This window comes from Streptomyces sp. NPDC058198, assembly GCF_042882605.1.
Lineage (GTDB): Bacteria > Actinomycetota > Actinomycetes > Streptomycetales > Streptomycetaceae > Streptomyces.
Genome location: NZ_JBHVVP010000008.1, coordinates 115,158 through 134,726 on the forward strand (window position 1 = coordinate 115,158; position 19,569 = coordinate 134,726).

Consider the following 19,569-nt stretch of genomic DNA (forward strand, 5'->3'; position numbering starts at 1 on the left):
ACGGTGCACCACGCCACTGACAATCGGCCGTCGTCGCAGGCCGGGGTGGTTCGCGAGAGAGTTGAGGGAGTTGAGGGAGTTACTCCACGATCGGGGAGGCCGCGACGCAGCCGCCCGCGGCGGTCAGGCCCTCGCCCGACTCCTCCGTGATGACCTTGCCCTTGTAGATGATCTTGCAGGTGACCTCGGCGCCCGTGGGATCCACGGCGATCGGCATGACGGCGGGCGGCATGATCCCGCGGAGCGTGACCGTCTTCGTCCAGGGCAGCGTGGGCTTCTCGACCTTTTCGATCTTCGGGTTCATGGCCTCGCCCCCGCCGGCGTGGAAGTCGATCGTGTCGATGTTCTTGCCCGTGACCTCGTACGTGACCTCGTACGTCTCGTTGACGGCCTTGTCGACCTCTTCGACCACGGCCTTGTCGATCTGCTCGGTGGCCTCGGAGCAGGCGCCCAGGCCGAGCGCGAGGCCGCTGACGGCGACGGCGCAGACGGCGGCGCGGATGGTGCGGTTCATCGGTGATCCCCCCGGATCTTGGTGTAGGAAGCTCGCCCACGGTAGCAAAGAAAAAGTAAAGCGCCCCCGCCCAAGCTCCGTTGAATCAGCAGGTCAGGGCGATTGTCAGTGGGGCGTCCTAACGTCATCCCCATGAATCAACCGGGGGTGCGCTGGACGACGGAACAGGTGCTGGCTCTGGCTCCTGACGACGCGTCACGCAGGGCGGGAAACAAGCTGAGCGCGGCCGGGCCGTGGTCGGAGGCGGGGAGCAGCGGCGCGGGAGCCGTGTGGGGCCTGTGCAAGGGCAGCGGCAGTAAGCCGTATCAGACGATAGTGGACATCACGGGCCCTGCCTACAGGTGCAGTTGCCCGAGCCGGAAGTTTCCGTGCAAGCACGCGCTGGGGCTGCTGCTGCTCTGGGCGGCGGACGAGAAGGCCGTGGGGGAGAAGCCGGAAGCGCCCGGCTGGGCCGGGGACTGGCTCGAAGAGCGCCGGAAGAAGAGCGCGGGGACGGCCGAGGGGGCCCCGGGCGAGGGCGGAGCCGGAAAGCCGGCCGATCCGGCGGCCGCCAGGCGCAGGGCGGAGCGCAGGGCCGTGCGGATCACGGCGGGCGCCTCGGAGCTGGAGCAGCGGCTGACGGATCTGCTGCGCGGCGGACTGGCCGCGGCGGAGCAGTCGGGATACGGGCTGTGGGAGGAGACGGCGGCCCGCATGGTCGACGCGCAGGCGCCGGGGCTGGCCGGGCGCGTGCGGGAGCTGGGGGCGATCCCGGGCTCGGGCCCCGGGTGGCCGGTGCGGCTGCTGGAGGAGTCCGCGCTGCTGCACCTGCTGACCACGGGATGGCTGGGGCTCGACCGGCTGCCGGAGCCGCTGGCGGCGACGGTCCGCACCCGGGTCGGCCTTCCGTCGCCCGCCGGGGGCGCGCCGGTCCGGGACCACTGGCTGGTCCTCGCTCAGGACGACTCCTCGGACGGCAAGCTGATCACCCGCCGTATCCGGCTGTACGGACGGGACTCGGGGCGTTCCGCGCTGGTGCTGTCCTTCGGGGCGGCCGGCCGCTCCCCCCAGCTGGGGCTGCCGGTGGGCCTGATGATCGACGCCGAGGTCACGCCGCACGCGGGCGCCGGGCAGCTGCGGGCCGACTGGGGAAGCCAGTTCGGCGCACCGGCCCCGATCCAGGGGCCGCCGCCGGGCGGCTCCACGGCCGCCGCGGTCGAGGCGTACGGCCGCGCGCTGCGGGACGACCCCTGGCTGGAGTCGTGGCCGGCGACGCTGAGCGATGTCATACCCGTCCCCGAGATGGGAGGCGGCTGGCAACTGGCCGACGCCGACGGCGGATCCGCGCTGCCCGTCGCGCCCGCCGCCCTCTCGCGCCCCGGGCTGTGGAAGCTCGTCGCGCTGTCCGGTGGCGGCCCGGTCACGGTCTTCGGCGAATGCGGCCACCGCGGCTTCCACCCGCTCGCGGCCTGGTCCGCGGAGATACCGGGGCCGGTTCCTCTCACCTGACCGCCGCCCGCGCCGCTTCGGACGACCCGACGCACGTACGGAGGACCCGATGACCAGCACCAGCACCACCGCCGCCACTACCGCCGCCTCAGGCACGACCCGTACCGCCCGCGCCACGACGCCCTGGGAAGAGCTCGTCACCTCGGCGCTGCTCGGCACGGACCGCCGCACCCCACCGGCGGAGCTCATGGCCCCGGGCCGGGACGCACCCGTCGCCCTGCTGGACGCCGCCGCGCTGCACACCGTACGGCGCAGGGCGGGCCTGCTCCCCGCCCGCGCCGCCGGGCGCCCCGAGCCGGCGCCCCACGACGGCCGGGGACCGTTGCCGGAGGCGGCCGGCAGACGGCTCACGCAGCTGCTCGCCGACCGGTCGGCGCCCTCGGGCGGAAGCGGCCGGCGCGGTACGGCACCGGATCTCACAGAGCTGCTGCCCCAGTGGCTCGCCGCGGCCAACGACCGGGAGTACCGCGCGCCCGCCGCCGTACTGCCCGCGCTGCTCGACGCGGCCCGCGCGCGCACCGATCTGCGGCCGCAGGCCCTGAGGTTCGCCGGGCCGCGCGGACTCTGGCTCGCCCGGCTCAATCCGGAGTGGAAGTTCGCCCTGCGGGGCGCGTCCGGTGGCTCCGTCCTGCCCGATACGCGCGACACCGGGGCCGTCCGGCTGCTCTGGGAGGAGGGCCTGTTCGCCGAGCGGGTCGCTCTGCTCTCCGCCGTACGGGCCGGGGGCGGCCAGGATGCGCTGGAGCTGCTGGCCTCGACGTGGTCCACCGAGCGCGCCGAGGACCGGCTGATGTTCCTCGACTCCCTGCGGACCGGGCTGTCCGGCGCGGACGAACCCTTCCTGGAACAGGCGCTGTCGGACCGCAGCCGCAATGTCCGGTCCACCGCGGCGGAGCTGCTCTCCGCCCTGCCGCACTCCGCGCTCGCGGGACGGATGGCGGCCCGCGCGGCGACCTGCGTCAGCATGGACCGCACGGGCGGCGGGGCGGCCGTCATGGTCGAGGCGCCGCACGAGTGCGACGCGGATATGCAGCGGGACGGCGTGATCCCGACACCGCCCGCCGGGCGGGGCGAACGCTCCTGGTGGCTGGGCCAGTTGGTGGAAGCAGCCCCACTGGACTCCTGGCAGGCCAGGCTCGGCGGCCGCTCGCCGGAGGAGATCGTCGCGCTGCCCGTGCTGGACGACTGGGCGGACGAACTGCATGCCGCGTGGTGCCGGGCGGCCGTCCGGCAGCGGGACGCACGGTGGTCCGGCGCCCTGCTGGGCCCGCCCGGGGCATCCCCGGCCACCGGCCCCGGCACCCCGTCCCTGGCCGAGCGCGCCAAACTCCTCGCCACGCTGCCGGCCGGCGACCGGGCCGACTGGGTGGCCGCGTTCATCGCCGCCCACGGTCTGTCGGAGGCGTTCCAGCTGCTCGGCGTCTGCGCGGTGCCCTGGGCGGGGCCGCTCGGCCGCGCGGTCGTGGACGCCCTCGACATCGCCCGGGACGCGGGAAGCTACCCGTGGAGCTTCAGCGGGGTCATGGGCCTCGCGGAACGCTGCCTGGATCCTGCGGAAGCGAGCCTCCTGGAGCTGCTCACGGCGACCCCGGACGAGCCGGAGGACGCGTCGCCGGGCGCGGGCGGCTACTGGTCGGAGGCGTTCCAGCGGCTGGTCTCGACCCTGCGCCTGCGCGCGTCGATGCTGACGGAACTGGCGCAGCCGTAGCGCGCGAGCCGGCCCGGTCCGGCCGGCCCGCGCACCGCTGTCAGGCGCCGCTGTCACGCCCCGCTGTCACGCACCCGCGGGCTGGCGGACGTTCGCGTTGACCCAGGTGACGATCGACGTCGTCGTCGCGCCCGGGGTGAAGAGCTCCGCGACACCCAGTTCCTTCAGCGGAGCGATGTCCGCCTCCGGGATGATGCCGCCGCCGAAGACCTTGATGTCCGCCGCGTCCCGCTCCTTCAGAAGCTCGATCACCTTCGCGAAGAGCGTGTTGTGGGCACCGGACAGGATGGACAGGCCGATCGCGTCGGCGTCCTCCTGGATCGCGGTGTCCACGATCTGCTCGGGCGTCTGGTGGAGACCCGTGTAGATGACCTCCATCCCCGCGTCCCGCAGCGCACGCGCGATCACCTTCGCCCCGCGATCGTGGCCGTCGAGACCCGGCTTGGCCACCACCACGCGGATCGGACCGGTCACACCCATCACTGCCTCCACATACCGACTGCGCCGTCATTGGTCCGGGTTCCCGGGCCCGTCGGGCCGGAGAAGTGAACGAACGTTATCTACAGCATCCCGCAAGCGGCCGTTTCGCGGAGGCCCGCGAGGGGGAAATCACACATGGGACATGTTCGCTTTGCGTCCTTCCCGCACCGCCCGGCACTTCGGGCGGCAGGGACGGCCGCAAGGGGAGCCGCACAGGGAGCCGACCCACGGGCCCCGTTCCACCGTGCCGCCAGCCGCGCGGCGCGGTGGCGCGGCTTGTGTACCGGCCCCCGGCGTGTCGGCAGCCACCCGACCCGCCATGAGCGGCGCCCCATGAGGGCACCGGGGGACAGAGCCGCCTCCCGGGTGCCGTTCGGAGGTCGGCCATGAAATTCCTGCCCGCCTTTCCGTCATTCGTACTGCAGCCGCTTCAGTCGCTTCAGCCCCTGCTGCGCCAGGTGGACCGGGTGGGCCACCCCGAATTCCCCGAATTCCCCGTCGCCGTCCTGCGCGCCACCGCGCTGGAGCTGGCGATCCTCACCGGCCATCTCTTCCTCTACCCGGCCGGGGTCGTCCAGGAGCGCCGCGCCGCCGCCCTACCGCCGGAAACCTCCCAGCTCCCCACCGGGGGCCGCTCCCACCTGCCCGTCGTCCTGCTTCACGGGCTCGTCGACAACCGCTCGGTCTTCGTCCTGGTGCGCCGCTCGCTGTCCCGGCACGGCTGGCGCCATCTCGTATCGCTCAACTATTCGCTGCTGACCTGCGACGTCCGTACGGCCGCCGAGCTGCTCGGCCGGCACATCGAGGAGATCTGCGCCCGCACCGGACACCGTCAGGTCGATGTCGTCGGGCACAGCCTCGGCGGTCTGATCGCCCGCTATTACGTACAGCGCCTGGGCGGTGACACCCGGATACGCACCCTGGTAACCCTCGGTACGCCCCATGAGGGCACCGCCGCCGCCCCGATCGCGAGCGCCCATCCCGTCGTACGGCAGATGCGGCCGGGATCGGCCCTGATCGAGGAGTTGCGGCTGCCGGCGCCCGGCTGCCGCACCCGGTTCGTGAGCTTCTGGAGCGATCTCGACCAGCTGATGAGCCCCGTCGGGACGGCCCGGATCGAGCACCCGGATCTCCTCGCGGAGAACGTCTGCGTGAGCGGCGTCGGCCATCTCGCCCTGCCGGTCCACCCCGCGGTCGTCTCCGGCATCCGGCGCACCCTCGAGAACGGGCCCGAGTCCGGCGAAAGCGGCACCGGTACCGGCGGTACGGCCTCCGTCGCCTGACGGACTTCCCTCGAACACCCTTCGAACGTAGGGCCAAAGCTGTGCCCACAGTCCGCCGAAACACGGCCGAATGCCCGTTTCCGCGCAGCCCAAAACCTGCCGAAGATTGTCGCCGTCGCATACCGCCGGGTACAGTCGCGGCCACTGCTTTCCCTCTGGGGTCCGTCCGGTCAGGACCGGACCCCAGACCCTGGTTCTGCTGCCGAGGCGAGAGAGAAGTTGGTGAACGACCAGCACGCCCACGCCGGGTATGCCGCATATGACGGCTATCAAACCGGCAGCTTCGAGACCGATCCGCTCTTCGGCAACCTTCCGGGCGGCCACGAAGGTTCCCCGGCCCACAACGGGCAGTACGACACCACGCAGTGGGACTCAGGTGCCCACCAGACGGCCGGATATGACGCGTACGGCACGCCGCAGTACGACGCCGGCGGCCAGTGGGCCACCGCCGCCGACGCCGGCTATCAGCAGCCGGCGGACCACCTGGGCCAGCCCGATGCCACGGGACAGTGGGACGCGGATGCCTGGAACCAGGCGAACCAGCTGAACGGGCCTGTCCAGACAGGACAGTTCGACAACACCCCGTTCGATCAGGCCCAGTTCGACCAGACGCAGTTCGACCAGAGCCAGTTCGACCAGACCCAGTTCGACGGCTCGCAGTTCGGCGCCACCCAGTTCGGGTACGGCGCGTCGGACCAGCCGGTCCCTCTCCCGTTCGACCCCGCGCAGGCCGCGCACTTCGAGACCGCGCAGTTCGACGCCGGGCAGTTCCAGGCCGCGCCCTTCGCCCACGAGCCGACCGCTCAGTGGGCGGCGCCCGCCTTCGACACCGGCGCGTACGACGCCACCGCGTGGAACTCGGGCGGCACGACGCCCGACGCGGCGCCGGAGACGCTCCTCTCGGAAGCCGTCGTACCGGAGCAGTACCACCCCGACGCGGAGTACACCCCGGACGGCCAGTACGACCCGCAGCAGCAGTACGACCCCCAGGCGCAGTACGCGCAGGACGGGCCGTACGAGACGGACGGCCCGTACGACGCCGACGGCCAGTACACCCCGGACGGCCAGTACAGCCCGCAGGAGCAGTACGGCCCCGACGCCGAGGACGACGTCCAGGAGACCGGGTCCGACAACGGGTCCGACACGCAGGCCGGCCACGACGACGACCCCGAGTCCGACCAGGTGCACATGGCAGCGACCATGACCGCACCCGCCATCACTCTCACGCCCCGCCCGGTACGCCGGGCCGGCGGCAGCGCGAACGGCAGCCGCGGCCGCCGCCGTACACCCGCCAAGCGCTCCGCGCTCCTGACCGTCGCGGTCCCCTCCGCCTGCGTGATGGGCGTCGCCGGCATCGCCGCCGCCTCCGTCGGCGGACTCGGCGGCGAGGAGACCCAGGACGACACGACCACGACGGCCTCGGCCCCCGACCCCGGCTCCGTCAAGCCCGTCGCGGCCAACAACAAGCTGGACACCCAGCTGGCCGCCCTCAGCGCCGACGCCCGAGACTTCGGTGACCGCGCCAGCCGTACCCAGGAGCGCATCGACCTCAAGGCACGGCAGGAGGCGGAGAAGAAGCAGCGCGAGGAGGAGGCGGCGCGCAAGGAGGCCCTGCGGCCCAAGTTCGTCCTCCCCGTCTCGCAGCACGGACTCAGCGCCTACTACGGCCAGGCCGGCGTCAACTGGATGTCCGTGCACACCGGGATCGACTTCCCCGTGGCGTACGGCACGCCGGTGATGGCCGCGACCGACGGCACCGTACGGACGCAGTACAACAGCGCCTACGGCAACATGGCCATCGTGACCGCCGCCGACGGAACCGAGACGTGGTACTGCCACCTCAGCACCACCAAGATCCGCTCGGGCACGGTCAAGGCCGGTGACGTGATCGCGTATTCGGGCAACTCCGGCAACTCCACCGGACCGCACCTGCACTTCGAGGTACGGCCCGGCGGCGGCTCCGCGATAGACCCGCTGCCCTGGCTCCGCAGCCACGGTGTCAGCCCGACGTAGCGCGCGGACCGCGGAACGTACTCATGACGGAAGCCCCCTCCGAGGAGGGGGCTTCCGCCGTATATCCGTATGTCTGTATGCCCTTGTGCCCGTGTGGCGGGAGGCCCGCCGGCGGACGCTACAGCTTCTGAACCGGCGCGTACCGCAGCAGCAGCCGCTTGGGCTTGGTGTCCCCGAAGTCGACCGTCGCCTGCGCGTCGGCGCCCGTGCCCGTCACCGCCATCACCGTGCCGAGGCCGAACTGGTCGTGCGTGACACGGTCGCCCACCACCAGCGAGACCACCGGCTTGTCCGTCGTACGCCGGGTGGCGAAGCCCGAGGGGCCGCCGCCGGACCGCGACCGCGAGGACGACAGCGAGGACGTGACCCCGGACGTCGGACCCGCCGGAATCTGCGCGCCGGTCCGCTTCCAGTCCAGATGATGTCCCGGGATCTCCTCCAGAAACCGCGACGGCGGGTTGTACGAGGGCTGCCCCCAGGCGCTCCGCATCGAGGACCGCGTCAGATAGAGCCGTTCCCGGGCGCGCGTGATGCCGACGTACGCGAGGCGCCGCTCCTCCTCCAGCTCCTTCGTCTGGCCGAGGGCGCGCATGTGCGGGAAGACGCCGTCCTCCATGCCCGTCAGGAACACCACGGGGAACTCGAGTCCCTTCGCGGTGTGCAGCGTCATCAGCGTGATGACCCCGGAGCCGTCCTCGTCCTCGTCGGGGATCTGGTCGGAGTCGGCGACGAGCGCCACCTTCTCCAGGAATTCGGCGAGCGTGCCGGTCGTGGCGGCAGCGCCGCCGGCCGCGTCGCCCGTGCCGTCGTCGCCCTGGGCGGCCTGGCCACGCTCCTGCTCGAACTCCAGCGCCACCGCTGCCAGTTCCTGCAGGTTCTCGATGCGCGTCTCGTCCTGCGGGTCGGTCGAAGCCTGCAACTCCGCCAGATAGCCGGTCCGTTCGAGCACGGCCTCCAGCACCGTCGCGGGCCCGGCGCCCGATTCGACGACCGTACGCAACTCCTCCATCAGCGTGTTGAAGCGCCTGACGGCATTGGTGGAGCGGGCCGCCATGCCGTACGCCTCGTCCACGCGCCGCAGCGCCTGCGGGAAGGTGATCTTCTCCCGCAGCGCCAGGGCGTCGATCATCGCCTCCGCACGGTCTCCGATGCCCCGCTTGGGCACATTGAGGATCCGGCGCAGCGGGACGTTGTCCTCCGGGTTGGCCAGCACGCGCAGATACGCCAGCACATCGCGGACCTCCTTGCGCTCGTAGAAGCGCACGCCGCCGACGACCTTGTACGGCAGGCCGACCCGGATGAAGATCTCTTCGAAGACCCGGGACTGCGCGTTCGTACGGTAGAAGACGGCGACGTCGCCCGCCTTGGCCTCGCTCGCGTCCGTCAGCCGGTCGATCTCGTCGGCGACGAACTGCGCCTCGTCGTGCTCGGTGTCCGCGACATAGCCGGTGATCTGGGCGCCGGCGCCGGCCTTCGTCCACAAATTCTTCGGACGGCGGCTCTCGTTCCGCTCGATGACGGCGTTGGCGGCGCTGAGAATCGTTTGCGTGGAGCGGTAGTTCTGCTCCAGCAAAATAGTTGTCGCGTCCGGGTAGTCCTCCTCGAACTGGAGGATGTTACGGATCGTGGCGCCCCGGAAGGCGTAGATCGACTGGTCGGCGTCGCCGACGACACACAGCTCCGCCGGGTCGTCATCCTCGCCGGAGGGGCCCACCAGCTCGCGTACGAGCGTGTACTGGGCGTGGTTGGTGTCCTGGTACTCGTCCACCAGGACATGCCGGAAGCGCCGCCGGTAGTGCTCGGCGACATCGGGGAACGCCTGGAGCAGATGGACGGTGGTCATGATGATGTCGTCGAAGTCCAGGGCGTTGGCCTCGCGCAGCCGCGCCTGGTACATCCGGTACGCCTCGGCGAGCGTCTTCTCGAAACCGTCGGTGGCCTGGTCGGCGAAGGTCTCCTCGTCGATCAGCTCATTCTTCAGATTCGAGATCTTGGCGCTGAAGGCCTTGGGCGGGTAGCGCTTGGGGTCGAGGTCCAGATCGCGGCAGACCAGGGCCATCAGACGCTTGGAGTCGGCGGCGTCGTAGATCGAGAACGACGACGTGAACCCGAGCCGCTTCGACTCGCGCCGCAGGATCCTTACGCACGCGCTGTGGAACGTCATCACCCACATGGCGGCGGCGCGCGGGCCGACGAGCTGCTCGACACGCTCCTTCATCTCGCCCGCGGCCTTGTTGGTGAAGGTGATCGCCAGTATCTGGCCGGGGTGCACGCTGCGCGCGCCCAGCAGATACGCGATCCGGTGGGTCAGGACCCGGGTCTTGCCGGACCCGGCCCCGGCCACGATGAGCAGGGGCGATCCGGTGTGCGCGACGGCGGCGCGCTGCTCCTCGTTCAGCCCTTCGAGCAGCGCGACCGGGTCCACGACCGTGCGCGGGGCCCCGTCGCGGTGATACGGATCCCGCGCGGGGGGCTGGTCGAAGGCGCCCTCGAAGAGGTCGTCCGGCATCTGTTCCGGGGCGTGGTCGGCATGCTCCTCGGGCGGCGGGGGGTGCTCGTCGCCGGAGGGCTGGAGGTCTGCCAGGAAACTGTCGTCAAAGAGGCTGCTCATCGCTCTACGAGTCTAGGCCGCCGGACTGACAGCCCGCGGCCGCCTTGGAAAGTCCCCGGCGCGGGGCGGCGATCTCCGGCGCAGGGCGCTCGCGCGGTCACGAAGGGTGACGACAGCCCCTCCGGAAGGCTTCCCTCCGCATCGCATGCGCAAATGTCACGGAAATGTATCGGGCATATCGGCCATCGACCTTCACATCAGCACCACACTTTGGCTAGCGTGCTCGATCAGGCAGCCCGTACCCCCGTCGGCGACCCACGCCGAGCGGGCGGCCCATGCCGAATGCGGGCTTCCCGCACGGAAGTCCAGAACCGAGGACCCACTCCGCACAACCGGGGTGGCAGGCGGTCCACGGAAGGAGATGCCGGCCTTGGCGTCGCATCGCAAACCGCGCAGCCGTAGCGGAGTACGCACCAACTCCCCCGCCGTCGGAATCACGACGGCCGCCCTCGCGTCCGTCACGCTGCTCTCGACGCAGAGCGCGAACGCCGCGCCCACCGAGCCGGCGCCGTCGGTGGAAGAGGTGCAGAAGAAGGTCGACGACCTCTACCGCCAGGCCGGCGTCGCCACGCAGCAGTACAACAAGGCGAAAGAGGCCACGGAGAAGCAGCGGCGCACGGTCGACCGGGTGCTCGACGAGGTCGCCAAGCGCGCGGACAAGCTGAACGAGGCCCGCCGTACGCTCGGCAGCTACGCGGCCGCGCAGTACCGGGAGGGCGCGGTCAGCCCGGCCGCCGCCCTGATGTTCGCGGACAGCCCGCAGACGTACTTCGACCAGACCCAGCTGATGGAACGGCTGACCGACCGTCAGCGCGGCGCCGTCACCGACTTCCAGTCGCAGCAGGCCGCCGCCGCGAAGAAGCGCGCGCAGGCGGCGAAGAGCCTGGAGTCGCTGACCGCCTCGCAGGCGTCGCTGCGGACCAGCAAGCAGAACGTCCAGCAGAAGCTGGGCGCGGCGCGGACGCTGCTGTCGCGGCTGACCACGCAGGAGAAGGCGCGGCTGGCCGCGCTGGAGCGCGAGAAGGAAGCGGAGGCCCGCCGCAAGGCGACAGCGAAGGCCGAGGCGGAAGCCCGCGCGAAGGCGGAGGCCGACCGCCTGCGCGAGGAGCAGGCCCAGCGCCCGTCGACCGGCACAGGCACGGGAGCGGGCACCGGCTCCGGGACCTCCGACGGCACCTACGCCACCAAGGCCGCGAAGGTCCTGGCCTTCGCCCGCACGCAGATAGGCAAGCCGTACGTCTGGGGCGCGACGGGCCCCAGCTCGTACGACTGCTCGGGCCTGACCCAGGCCGCCTGGAAGGAAGCGGGCGTCGAACTGCCGCGCACCACCTGGGACCAGGTGAAGGCCGGCACCCGGGTCGCGACGGAGGATCTGCTCCCCGGCGATCTGGTCTTCTTCTACGACGACATCAGCCATGTCGGCATCTACATCGGCGACGGCATGATGATCCACGCCCCCAAACCGGGCGCGAACGTCCGCGAGGAGTCCATCTACTACATGCCGATCTACGGCAGCGTCCGCCCGGCATAACGGATCAGCGGAAGCCGGGCCCGGCGCGCGCACGGGCCCGGCACGCGGCCGGGGCCGTACCAGCTTCGGTGGCCGGGTGGGGGCTTGTTTCCGGATCGGTCGGGTCCGGCCGGAAGAGCAGCGTTCCACCGCGATCATCCCGGTCACAAAGCGCCCCAGATCCCTCACCTGCCGCCAATACCCGCCATGCCGACACCGGCCTGTGACCTTGCCCCTTAGCGTCCTTCTCCAGGTGGCCCCACCGCCACCCCTGACGGACGCAAGGAAGAGGACCACCCCCGTGGCAGCGCACCGAAAACGAAAGCAGCGCCGGCTCACCGGCCCCGTCGGCCGCACCGCCGCCACGCTCGCGCTCGCCGGAGCCGCGACCGCCACCGCCCTCGACGGGCCCGCGCACGCCGAGCCCCGGCTCACCCCCGCCCAGGTCAAGGCCAAGGTGGACACGTTGTACGAGCAGGCGGAAGCCACCACCGAGCGGTACAACGGGGCGAAGGAGAAGGCGGACGACGCCCGCGCCGCACTGACGGAGCTGCGCGACGAGGCCACCCGCAGAACGGAGCGGCTCACCACCTCACGCAACGCGCTCGGTTCGATCGCCGCCGCGCAGTACCGGGCCGGCGGCCTCGATCCCGCCGTACAGCTCGTGCTCAGCTCGAAGCCCGGACGGTTCCTCGAAGGGGCCGCCCTCGCCGAACGGGCCGGTGCCCGCCAGGCCCACGCCATCGCCGGAATCCGCAAGGAACTCGCGGAGATCGCCACGCTGCGCGCGCAGGCCGACGGCAAGCTCGTGGATCTCAGGGCCCGCCAGTCGGAACTGGCCCGGCACAAGTCCGCCATCCAGCGAAAGCTGGACGCCGCCCAGCGGCTGCTGGACCGGCTCACCGCCCCGCAGCGCGCCGAGTACGACCAGCAGGGCGGTACGACCGGAACCCAGGCCGGCAGGCCGACGGTCCACGGCCCGCTGGCGGCGCCGGACTCCCGCGCTGCGGCCGCCGTCGCCTACGCGTACGGCGCGATCGGCAAGCCGTACGTCTGGGGCGCGACGGGGCCGGGGTCCTTCGACTGCTCGGGGCTGACCCAGGCCGCCTGGCGCTCCGCCGGAGTCTCCCTCCCCCGCACCACGTACACCCAGATCAACTCGGGGCCACGGATCCCGCGCTCCCAGCTCGCCCCCGGCGACCTGGTGTTCTTCTTCTCCGGGATCAGCCATGTCGGGCTCTATGTCGGCGGCGGGCAGATGATCCACGCCCCGCGGCCCGGCGCCGCGGTCCGTATCGCCCCGATCGACCAGATGCCGTTCGCGGGAGCCGCCCGCCCCGCCTGAGAGCCGCCCGGCACCACACCCCGTCGCCGCACTGGCCCACGCCGGGATGCCCCGCCCCCTCCCCCAGGTCACGATGAGCAGCAGCACGCCATCGGCCCGCGAAGGGGTTGCCGTGAGACGAGCCACCGCAGTCAGAGCGACGGGGCTCACCGTCGGCGCCCTCTTCATCATGGCACCGGTCGGATTCACCCCCAAGAGCTGCGGAGACCTCTCCGGCGGGCGGCTCTGCATAGAGGGCCCGATCGGCGGCGCGGGCGGCTTCACCGTCCGCTACGTCCAGCACGCGGGCCGTCCGGACATCGCCGTACGCCTCGGCTACCAGCGCAAGGACGACCGGATCACCGCGTTCCCCGGCTGGTTCGGCACACAGTGGACCCGGCAGGGCCGCGCCGAGCTGACCGGCACGCTCGACACCCTGCCGGGTGAGTGCATCCGCGGCGTGCTCAGCCATCAGAACCGGACGTACGTGACCCGGTGGTACTGCTCGTAAGGCCGGGAAGCTCGGGGAAGCCCCGGGAAGGACCGCAGTAAGGACCGCGGTCCTGGCGCCGTCAGACCAGCCTGCGGGCCGTCGCCCAGCGCGTCAGCTCATGCCGGTTGGAGAGCTGGAGCTTCCGCAGCACCGCCGAGACATGCGATTCCACGGTCTTCACCGAGATGAAGAGCTGCTTGGCGATCTCCTTGTACGCGTAACCCCTGGCGATCAGCCGCAGCACCTCGCGCTCCCGCTGCGTGAGCCGGTCCAGGTCCTCGTCGACCGGCGGCGCGTCCGTCGACGCGAAGGCGTCCAGGACGAACCCCGCCAGCCGGGGGGAGAAGACCGCGTCGCCGTCCTGCACCCGGAAGATCGAGTCGACCAGATCCGCGCCGGTGATCGTCTTCGTGACATAGCCGCGGGCACCGCCCCTGATCACCCCGATGACGTCCTCGGCCGCGTCGGAGACCGACAGCGCCAGGAAGCGCACCGGGTGCTCGGACGCCACCATCAGCGGTGCGCAGCGGCGCAGCACCTCCACGCCGCCGCCGCCCGGCAGATGGACGTCGAGCAGCACGACCTCGGGACGGGTCGCCGTGATCACGGTGATCGCCTGGTCGACATCGGCGGCCTCACCGACGACTTCGACGCCCGTCTGCTCGGTGCGGCCGATCTCGGCCTGTACGCCGGTACGGAACATCCGGTGGTCGTCGACCAGCACGACCCGTGCGCGGCGGCCGTCCTCGGCCCGGCCGCCGCTCTCCCCCGGAGTGCCTTCGGCCTGTACGCCCTCGCTCATGGTGTACCCCTCGCCCTCGTCGCTCCGCCGCCCGCGCGGCATTCGTACCGTACGGTCACCGGCTCTCCGGCCGGCAGTCACCCGCCCGCCGGCGGTCAGTCCGCCCGTTCCATCTCCAGCTCCACTTCCGTGCCGCCGCCGGGCACCGACCGCAGCCGTGCCGTGCCGCCGTTGCGCTGCATCCGGCCGATGATCGACTCCCGGACGCCCATCCGGTCGTCCGGCACGGCGTCCAGGTCGAACCCCGGCCCCCGGTCCCGTACGGAGAGGAAGACCGTCCGGCCCTCCACCTCCGCGAAAACCTGCACAGCGCCCCCCTCGCCACCGTACTTGGCGGCGTTGACCATCGCCTCGCGTGCGGCCTGCATCTGTGCGGCCAGTCTCTCGTCGAGCGGGCAGTCGCCGACGACCACGACCTCGATCGGCACTCCGTGGTAGTCCTCCACCTCGGCCGCCGTCCGCTTCACCGCCTCGGCGAGGGTCGTGGGCTCGTCCTCCTCGTCCTTGCCCGTGCCCTCCGGTTTGTACAGCCAGGCCCGCAGCTCCCGCTCCTGGGCCCGGGCGAGGCGGCGGACCTCGCCCCCGTCGTCCGCGTTGCGCTGGATGAGAGTGAGGGTGTGCAGCACGGAGTCATGGACATGCGCGGCGACCTCCGCGCGCTCCTGGGCGCGGATGCGCATCAGCCGCTCCTCGGAGAGGTCCTGGGTCATCCGTACGAGCCAGGGCCCGGCGAGCAGCGCGACCCCGGCCACGACGGCGATGGCGCCGGTCAGGACGTTGCCGAGCTGGGCCGCCGCGCCGCGCACCACCATGAAGACGGCCAGGCCGAGGCCGACCAGGGCGACCCCCGCGAAGGCGCGCGCCAGCTGGAGCACCCGGCGGCGGCGGCCGACCTCGGTCCAGCGGGCCCGGCGCGCGTTGTCCGCCTGCCGCCAGACCAGGACGACGCCCGCGCCGATCAGCAGCATCGGCCAGATGTAGCGGTCGGCGTGGCTGCGGCCCAGATTGACGTTGCCGATGAAGATGCCGGCGCCGATCACCAGCGCGATCAGCGCGAATATCTGGCCCTTGTCCGGCTTGCGGAGGCGGCGCCGGCCGTCCGGGCTGAGCTCGAAGACGGAACGCGGTTCGGTCGCCGTACCGCCGACACCGAGCGGGACGACGATCCAGAAGACCGCGTAGAGCAGCGCGCCGAGGCCCTGGGCGAAGAAGAGCCCGAGGAAGACCAGCCGTACCCAGACGACCGGCAGGCCGAGATGGCCGGCCAGCCCGCGGGTGACCCCGCCGAGGAGCCGGCCGTCCGCGCTGCGGTACAGCTTGCGCGGCGGCTGCTCCTCCGGCGCGGTGGCGCGGGAGGATGACGGCGTGGCGGCGCGGGGCGGGGCGGCGGGCATGACACCGATGGTCACACGGCGGGGCGGACGGGCACATCAGGGTCCGACCCCTGACGCGACCCTGATGACGCAACCCCTAACGACCTGGTGCACGACAGCCAGTGGATCAGCGAGCGGCGTCATGCGGCTTCGCATCCAAGGCGGAGGAGGGAGGCGACGCGGAGCGTCGTCGACTGACGACAACGCCGGAGGCGGAGTCGCAGGGCGTCGGGAGCCCGCTGGCTATCGTGCACCAGGTCGTAAGGGAGTACATCCCCTAGACCGCCCGGGGCCGATATCAGGGACAGCCCAGGGTCGGGGTGGCTGGAGCCACGGCACCGGCGCCGTCACCATGGACGTATGACCCAGTCGCCGACCCAGCCGCCCCCCGCGCCCCCGCCACCGTCGGCGCCGGCCTCCGCCGCGGGCCCGGTGTCGCCCCCCGCGGCCTCGCGGTTGCGGCGCAGTCCGCGGCAGAAGGTGTTCGCCGGCGTGTGCGGCGGGCTCGGGCGGTACTGCGACGTCGATCCGGTGATCTTCCGGATCGTCATCGGGGTGCTCACCGTCACCGGCGGCCTCGGGCTGATCTTCTACGGCTTCGCCTGGCTGCTGATCCCGCTCGACGGCGAGGACGAGAACGAGGCCCGCAGGCTGCTGTCCGGCCGGGTCGACGGTGCGTCGCTGATCGCCGTGCTGCTCGCGCTGATCGGCTGCGGGCTGTTCCTGTCCATGCTGGGCAACGGCGGCACGCTCGGCTTCGCCGCGATGCTGTCGATCGCGGTCGTGGGCTCGGCCGTCTGGTCCCAGCGCCGCCGGGTCACCGCTCCGGCCGGCGGTCCGCTCGACCCCGCCACCGCGCACGCCGTCGCGGAGGCGCCGCCGGAGACCAAGGCGCCGCCGACCCCGGGCTTCCCCTCGTGGTGGCGCGACCCGATCGTCAAGGACGGCGCCTCGGATCCGGCCGGCGCCCTCTATCTGTGGGGACCGGAGGACGGGATCGCCGACGCGGCGCCGCCGGGATACCGCAAGACCGCCCCGGTGCGCGCCTCCCGCTCCCGGGGGCCGCGCGGGATCGGCGGCATCGTCTTCCTGCTCGCCCTGCTGGCGGGCGGGCTCGGTACGGGCCTGTCCTGGGAGAGCCGGCCGTTCGGTACGAGCGTGCAGATCGGCCTGGCCGCCGCGCTGGCGGTCTTCGGCCTCGGTCTCGCGGCCAGCACCTTCCTGGGCCGTACCGGCGTCGGCACGATCTTCCTGACCCTGGTCACGGCCGGGCTGCTCGCGGGGGCCTCCGCCGTCCCGAAGAACATCAGCACGGAATGGGGCCGCCAGCACTGGACCCCGGCCTCGGTCTCCGCCGTACAGCCGCGGTACGAACTGGGCTCCGGTGTCGGCACCCTCGATCTGGGCGCTGTCACCGTCCCCGAGGGGCGGACCGTCAGCACGTCCGCCGAGGTCGGCGCCGGGCTGCTCAAGGTCGTCGTCCCCGACGGAGTGACCGTGAAGGTGCGTGCCACCACCGGCCTCGGGGACATCAGCCTCCCCGGGGAGCGGCCCAACGACGTGGATGTCTCCCCGGACCAGTCGCGTCAGCGCACGCTCACGCCACGGGCGGGCGCCGGCCCGGCCGGCACGCTGGAGCTGCGGCTCGAAGTCGGCCTCGGCCAGGTGGAGGTGACCCGTGCTTCTTCATGAGATCCGGCCGGGCCGGCTGGTCGTGGGCCTGACGGTGCTGGGTGCGGCCATCGCCTACGCGGGCGACGCGGTGGATGCCTGGCACACCCCGTGGTACACGGTCTTCCCGGTCATCTCCGGCGGCCTCCTCGTGGCCGCCCCGGTGACCTGGACGCACTACCGCGTACGCCGCCGCCGACTGGCCAGGACCGCGTCCAGGGAGAACATCGAGGCACCGGCGAACACCAGCGGCAGCCAGGCCATCAGATAGGGCAGGTCATTGCCGTAGTAGTACGGATCGCTCTGCCAGCTCATGGTCAGCCACAGGCTCAGCGAGATGAGGGCGCCGCCGAGTGCGGCGAGCCGGGTGAGCAGTCCGAAGAGGGTGCCCAGGCCCACGGCGAGTTCGCCGAGGGCCATGGCGTAGCCGAACCCCTCGGGGCTCCTGAGCGCCAGATCGACGAGCGCGGGGATGGCCGAGCTGTCCCGTACGCCGCGCATCATGTCGCCGATCGACCCGCTGCCCGACGCCGAGAGGAACGCGCTGTCGGTCAGCTTGTCGAGTCCCGCGTAGATGAAGGTGATGCCGAGAAAGATCCTGAGCGGCAGCAGCGCGTAACGAGTGGCGTTCTCACGCCAGCCGCTCCGCTCACCGCCGGGTCCGGTCTGTCCGTAAGTGTCCGTCCGGTAGCCAAGTGTCATCGCCGGTCCGCCTTCCCTGTCCCTGTCCACGCCGCCGCGGGGGTGCATGTCCCCGCGTGCCTCTTCCATGCATACGCATACGACGCGTCCCGCGCTCAGCGGACGGGCCGATCACCTGTCGGAATCGGCCATACCCCTAACCGGTGTGAAACAGATACAGGCCAGGTCCGTTCAGACGCAGCCAGTTTCGCTCAGCGAGCTTTGCTCAGTCCATCACTTCGACGGTGACCGGGTTGGTCTCCACCCCGGCCGCCGTGACGACCTGCACCTCGACGGGGCCCGGCTCGACGTCCACCGGCACCGGCACGGTGAGGGAGGTGTCGGCGGGGTTGGCGAAGCCGCCGGGGACCGGCACCAGCGGGACATGGACATGGACCGGGCCGATCCTGACGACCATCCTGGCCAGCCGGTCCGGGGTGCCCGCGCCCGGCGGTACGAAGCCGGCGCCGCGGATCTCGATGTCGTCGCCGGTACGGATGGGGGCGTCCAGGTCCCCCGCCTCGCGGGCCCGTACCACCGACAGGATGACGGGCCGCCCGCCCTCCGCGTACTTTCCGGCGAAGTAGGTCGCGGCGGAGACGGCGACCAGCAGGGCGAGCGCCCAGGGCAGATCGGGCAGTTGCTCGGGCCGCCGGGCCAGCCGGACCACCGAGAACAGCACGGCGACGGCGTTCACCACGGCGTACTGCACATCGGTGAAGCTGCCGCGCCCGGCGTCGTCGCAGAGCAGATCGGCCGGCCGCGGCCGCTCGGCCCGTACCTTCTGCAGTCGCTGGGCCAGCACCCGTACGGCCACCACGCGGCGTACGACGACGGCGATGGCGCACACCACGGCCAGCACGGTCACCAGGCCGGCGCCCCTGGCCAGCTCCAGGCCCGCGACCAGCTCGTCGCGCTGAGCGTGCCCGGAGGCGCCCGCGAGCTGGAGGGCGAGCACGAGCACGGCGAAGACGACGAGCAGCACCCAGGCGGAGGCGACGGTCCGTGAGGTCGACAGCCGGTTGTCCTCACCGATCAGCGGCGCGAGCAGTCCGCCGCGCGCACGGTGCAGCCTGGCTGCCCCGGTCAGCAGCCCGGCGACGGCCAGCGCGGCGAGCAGCCCCGCCGTACGGGCGACCGTCCAGCCGGAGCCGATCGCGGTCGCGGCCTGGGCCAGGGCGAGCAGCAGGACGCCGCCCCAGACCGCCAGCAGCGTGAGCCGCCAGACGGAGTGCAGCCAGGCCGCGCCCGCTTCGCGGCTGCGGTCGGCGACGGCGCGGGCGGACTGGGTGAGCTCGTCGGACACCCACTGCCGGGAGGCTCCGGGTGAGTACGCGACCGCGGCGGGCAGCCCGTGCCCGGCGGCCAGCTCGTCCCGCTTCGCCAGGAACGCGGCCACGGCCCGCCGGTGCCCCTCGCGCGCTCCGTGCGGGCAGTCACCGCACGTACAGCCCCCGCCGTGCGCGCCCAGTCTCGCCTCTTGCACCGACACGCCGAACGCCGCCTTCCCCGCCCTGATCCCAGTGAACTTCCTTGCGCCGTATGCGAATTGTGCCGTACTGAGTGAGGGAAACACGCAGTTGGCCCGGTCAGTCCGGGTGACGACATCGTTACGGTG

16 protein-coding genes are annotated in these 19,569 nt (G+C 72.0%); 9 read left to right on the forward strand and 7 right to left on the reverse strand.

Annotated features, from left to right (window positions below; all coding sequences use genetic code 11):
• Positions 1 to 79 precede the first annotated feature (79 nt).
• On the reverse strand, positions 80 to 514 hold the full coding sequence (locus ACFVWW_RS24690) for an MmpS family transport accessory protein (protein ID WP_384189436.1): 435 nt from the start codon (positions 512 to 514) through the stop codon (positions 80 to 82).
• Between the two features lie 132 nt (positions 515 to 646).
• On the opposite strand from ACFVWW_RS24690, the gene ACFVWW_RS24695 reads away from it, so the two are divergent.
• Positions 647 to 2,002: an SWIM zinc finger family protein gene (locus ACFVWW_RS24695; protein WP_386877980.1), complete on the forward strand. Its 1,356-nt coding sequence runs from the start codon at positions 647 to 649 to the stop codon at positions 2,000 to 2,002.
• 49 nt (positions 2,003 to 2,051) lie between these two features.
• Entirely contained in the window at positions 2,052 to 3,710 is a 1,659-nt protein-coding gene (locus tag ACFVWW_RS24700; protein WP_386877981.1) for a DUF5691 domain-containing protein, read from the forward strand.
• 66 nt (positions 3,711 to 3,776) lie between these two features.
• On the opposite strand, the gene ACFVWW_RS24705 is transcribed toward ACFVWW_RS24700, so the two are convergent.
• Positions 3,777 to 4,190, reverse strand: coding sequence for a cobalamin B12-binding domain-containing protein (locus ACFVWW_RS24705; protein WP_384189441.1), 414 nt, complete (start codon positions 4,188 to 4,190; stop codon positions 3,777 to 3,779).
• A 386-nt stretch (positions 4,191 to 4,576) separates the two neighbouring features.
• On the opposite strand from ACFVWW_RS24705, the gene ACFVWW_RS24710 reads away from it, so the two are divergent.
• On the forward strand, positions 4,577 to 5,473 hold the full coding sequence (locus ACFVWW_RS24710) for an esterase/lipase family protein (RefSeq protein WP_384334251.1): 897 nt from the start codon (positions 4,577 to 4,579) through the stop codon (positions 5,471 to 5,473).
• Between the two features lie 222 nt (positions 5,474 to 5,695).
• On the forward strand, positions 5,696 to 7,486 hold the full coding sequence (locus ACFVWW_RS24715) for a peptidoglycan DD-metalloendopeptidase family protein (protein WP_386877982.1): 1,791 nt from the start codon (positions 5,696 to 5,698) through the stop codon (positions 7,484 to 7,486).
• Between the two features lie 118 nt (positions 7,487 to 7,604).
• On the opposite strand, the gene pcrA is transcribed toward ACFVWW_RS24715, so the two are convergent.
• Positions 7,605 to 10,097, reverse strand: a complete 2,493-nt coding sequence (gene pcrA / locus ACFVWW_RS24720; RefSeq protein WP_384334245.1) for a DNA helicase PcrA — start codon at positions 10,095 to 10,097, stop codon at positions 7,605 to 7,607.
• 361 nt (positions 10,098 to 10,458) lie between these two features.
• Between pcrA and ACFVWW_RS24725 the strand changes: the two genes are divergently transcribed.
• The 3 genes from ACFVWW_RS24725 (at position 10,459) to ACFVWW_RS24735 (ending at position 13,442) form a co-directional block, all read left to right on the forward strand.
• Entirely contained in the window at positions 10,459 to 11,628 is a 1,170-nt protein-coding gene (locus ACFVWW_RS24725) for an NlpC/P60 family protein (RefSeq protein WP_386877983.1), read from the forward strand.
• Positions 11,629 to 11,908: 280 nt separating this feature from the next.
• A complete protein-coding gene (locus tag ACFVWW_RS24730; RefSeq protein WP_386877984.1) occupies positions 11,909 to 12,952 on the forward strand; it encodes an NlpC/P60 family protein in 1,044 nt (347 codons plus the stop codon).
• 112 nt (positions 12,953 to 13,064) lie between these two features.
• The gene (locus tag ACFVWW_RS24735; RefSeq protein WP_384189465.1) at positions 13,065 to 13,442 is read left to right on the forward strand and encodes a hypothetical protein; all 378 of its coding nucleotides are present in this window, start codon (positions 13,065 to 13,067) and stop codon (positions 13,440 to 13,442) included.
• Positions 13,443 to 13,503: 61 nt separating this feature from the next.
• Here the strand turns inward: ACFVWW_RS24735 and ACFVWW_RS24740 are convergent, their stop codons facing one another.
• Both ACFVWW_RS24740 and ACFVWW_RS24745 read right to left on the reverse strand, forming a co-directional pair.
• Positions 13,504 to 14,226 (reverse strand): LuxR C-terminal-related transcriptional regulator, encoded by a 723-nt coding sequence (locus tag ACFVWW_RS24740; protein ID WP_384189467.1) that lies wholly within the window; start codon positions 14,224 to 14,226, stop codon positions 13,504 to 13,506.
• Positions 14,227 to 14,321: 95 nt separating this feature from the next.
• Positions 14,322 to 15,620: a PspC domain-containing protein gene (locus ACFVWW_RS24745; RefSeq protein ID WP_384189469.1), complete on the reverse strand. Its 1,299-nt coding sequence runs from the start codon at positions 15,618 to 15,620 to the stop codon at positions 14,322 to 14,324.
• A 339-nt stretch (positions 15,621 to 15,959) separates the two neighbouring features.
• Here ACFVWW_RS24745 and ACFVWW_RS24750 point away from each other — a divergent pair, with 339 nt between their 5' ends.
• Both ACFVWW_RS24750 and ACFVWW_RS24755 read left to right on the forward strand, forming a co-directional pair.
• On the forward strand, positions 15,960 to 17,291 hold the full coding sequence (locus ACFVWW_RS24750) for a PspC domain-containing protein (protein WP_386879150.1): 1,332 nt from the start codon (positions 15,960 to 15,962) through the stop codon (positions 17,289 to 17,291).
• The gene (locus tag ACFVWW_RS24755) at positions 17,278 to 17,541 is read left to right on the forward strand and encodes a hypothetical protein (protein WP_386879149.1); all 264 of its coding nucleotides are present in this window, start codon (positions 17,278 to 17,280) and stop codon (positions 17,539 to 17,541) included. The genes ACFVWW_RS24750 and ACFVWW_RS24755 overlap by 14 nt, the downstream gene beginning before the upstream one ends.
• On the opposite strand, the gene ACFVWW_RS24760 is transcribed toward ACFVWW_RS24755, so the two are convergent.
• The gene (locus ACFVWW_RS24760) at positions 17,448 to 17,972 is read right to left on the reverse strand and encodes a DoxX family protein (RefSeq protein ID WP_386879148.1); all 525 of its coding nucleotides are present in this window, start codon (positions 17,970 to 17,972) and stop codon (positions 17,448 to 17,450) included. The two genes, ACFVWW_RS24755 and ACFVWW_RS24760, sit on opposite strands and share 94 nt — an antisense overlap.
• A gap of 205 nt (positions 17,973 to 18,177) precedes the next feature.
• Entirely contained in the window at positions 18,178 to 19,443 is a 1,266-nt protein-coding gene (locus ACFVWW_RS24765) for a hypothetical protein (protein WP_384189477.1), read from the reverse strand.
• Positions 19,444 to 19,569 lie beyond the last annotated feature (126 nt).

What these genes read in the sequence shown, in the direction of transcription:
- ACFVWW_RS24740 (WP_384189467.1), bottom strand. Translation starts at nt 14,226, where the DNA reads ATGAGCGAGGGCGTACAGGCCGAAGGCACTCCGGGGGAGAGCGGCGGC.
- ACFVWW_RS24760 (WP_386879148.1), bottom strand. Translation starts at nt 17,972, where the DNA reads ATGACACTTGGCTACCGGACGGACACTTACGGACAGACCGGACCCGGC.
- ACFVWW_RS24725 (WP_386877983.1), top strand. Translation starts at nt 10,459, where the DNA reads ATGCCGGCCTTGGCGTCGCATCGCAAACCGCGCAGCCGTAGCGGAGTA.
- ACFVWW_RS24750 (WP_386879150.1), top strand. Translation starts at nt 15,960, where the DNA reads ATGACCCAGTCGCCGACCCAGCCGCCCCCCGCGCCCCCGCCACCGTCG.
- ACFVWW_RS24745 (WP_384189469.1), bottom strand. Translation starts at nt 15,620, where the DNA reads ATGCCCGCCGCCCCGCCCCGCGCCGCCACGCCGTCATCCTCCCGCGCC.
- ACFVWW_RS24710 (WP_384334251.1), top strand. Translation starts at nt 4,577, where the DNA reads ATGAAATTCCTGCCCGCCTTTCCGTCATTCGTACTGCAGCCGCTTCAG.
- ACFVWW_RS24700 (WP_386877981.1), top strand. Translation starts at nt 2,052, where the DNA reads ATGACCAGCACCAGCACCACCGCCGCCACTACCGCCGCCTCAGGCACG.
- pcrA (WP_384334245.1), bottom strand. Translation starts at nt 10,097, where the DNA reads ATGAGCAGCCTCTTTGACGACAGTTTCCTGGCAGACCTCCAGCCCTCC.
- ACFVWW_RS24690 (WP_384189436.1), bottom strand. Translation starts at nt 514, where the DNA reads ATGAACCGCACCATCCGCGCCGCCGTCTGCGCCGTCGCCGTCAGCGGC.
- ACFVWW_RS24705 (WP_384189441.1), bottom strand. Translation starts at nt 4,190, where the DNA reads ATGGGTGTGACCGGTCCGATCCGCGTGGTGGTGGCCAAGCCGGGTCTC.
- ACFVWW_RS24695 (WP_386877980.1), top strand. Translation starts at nt 647, where the DNA reads ATGAATCAACCGGGGGTGCGCTGGACGACGGAACAGGTGCTGGCTCTG.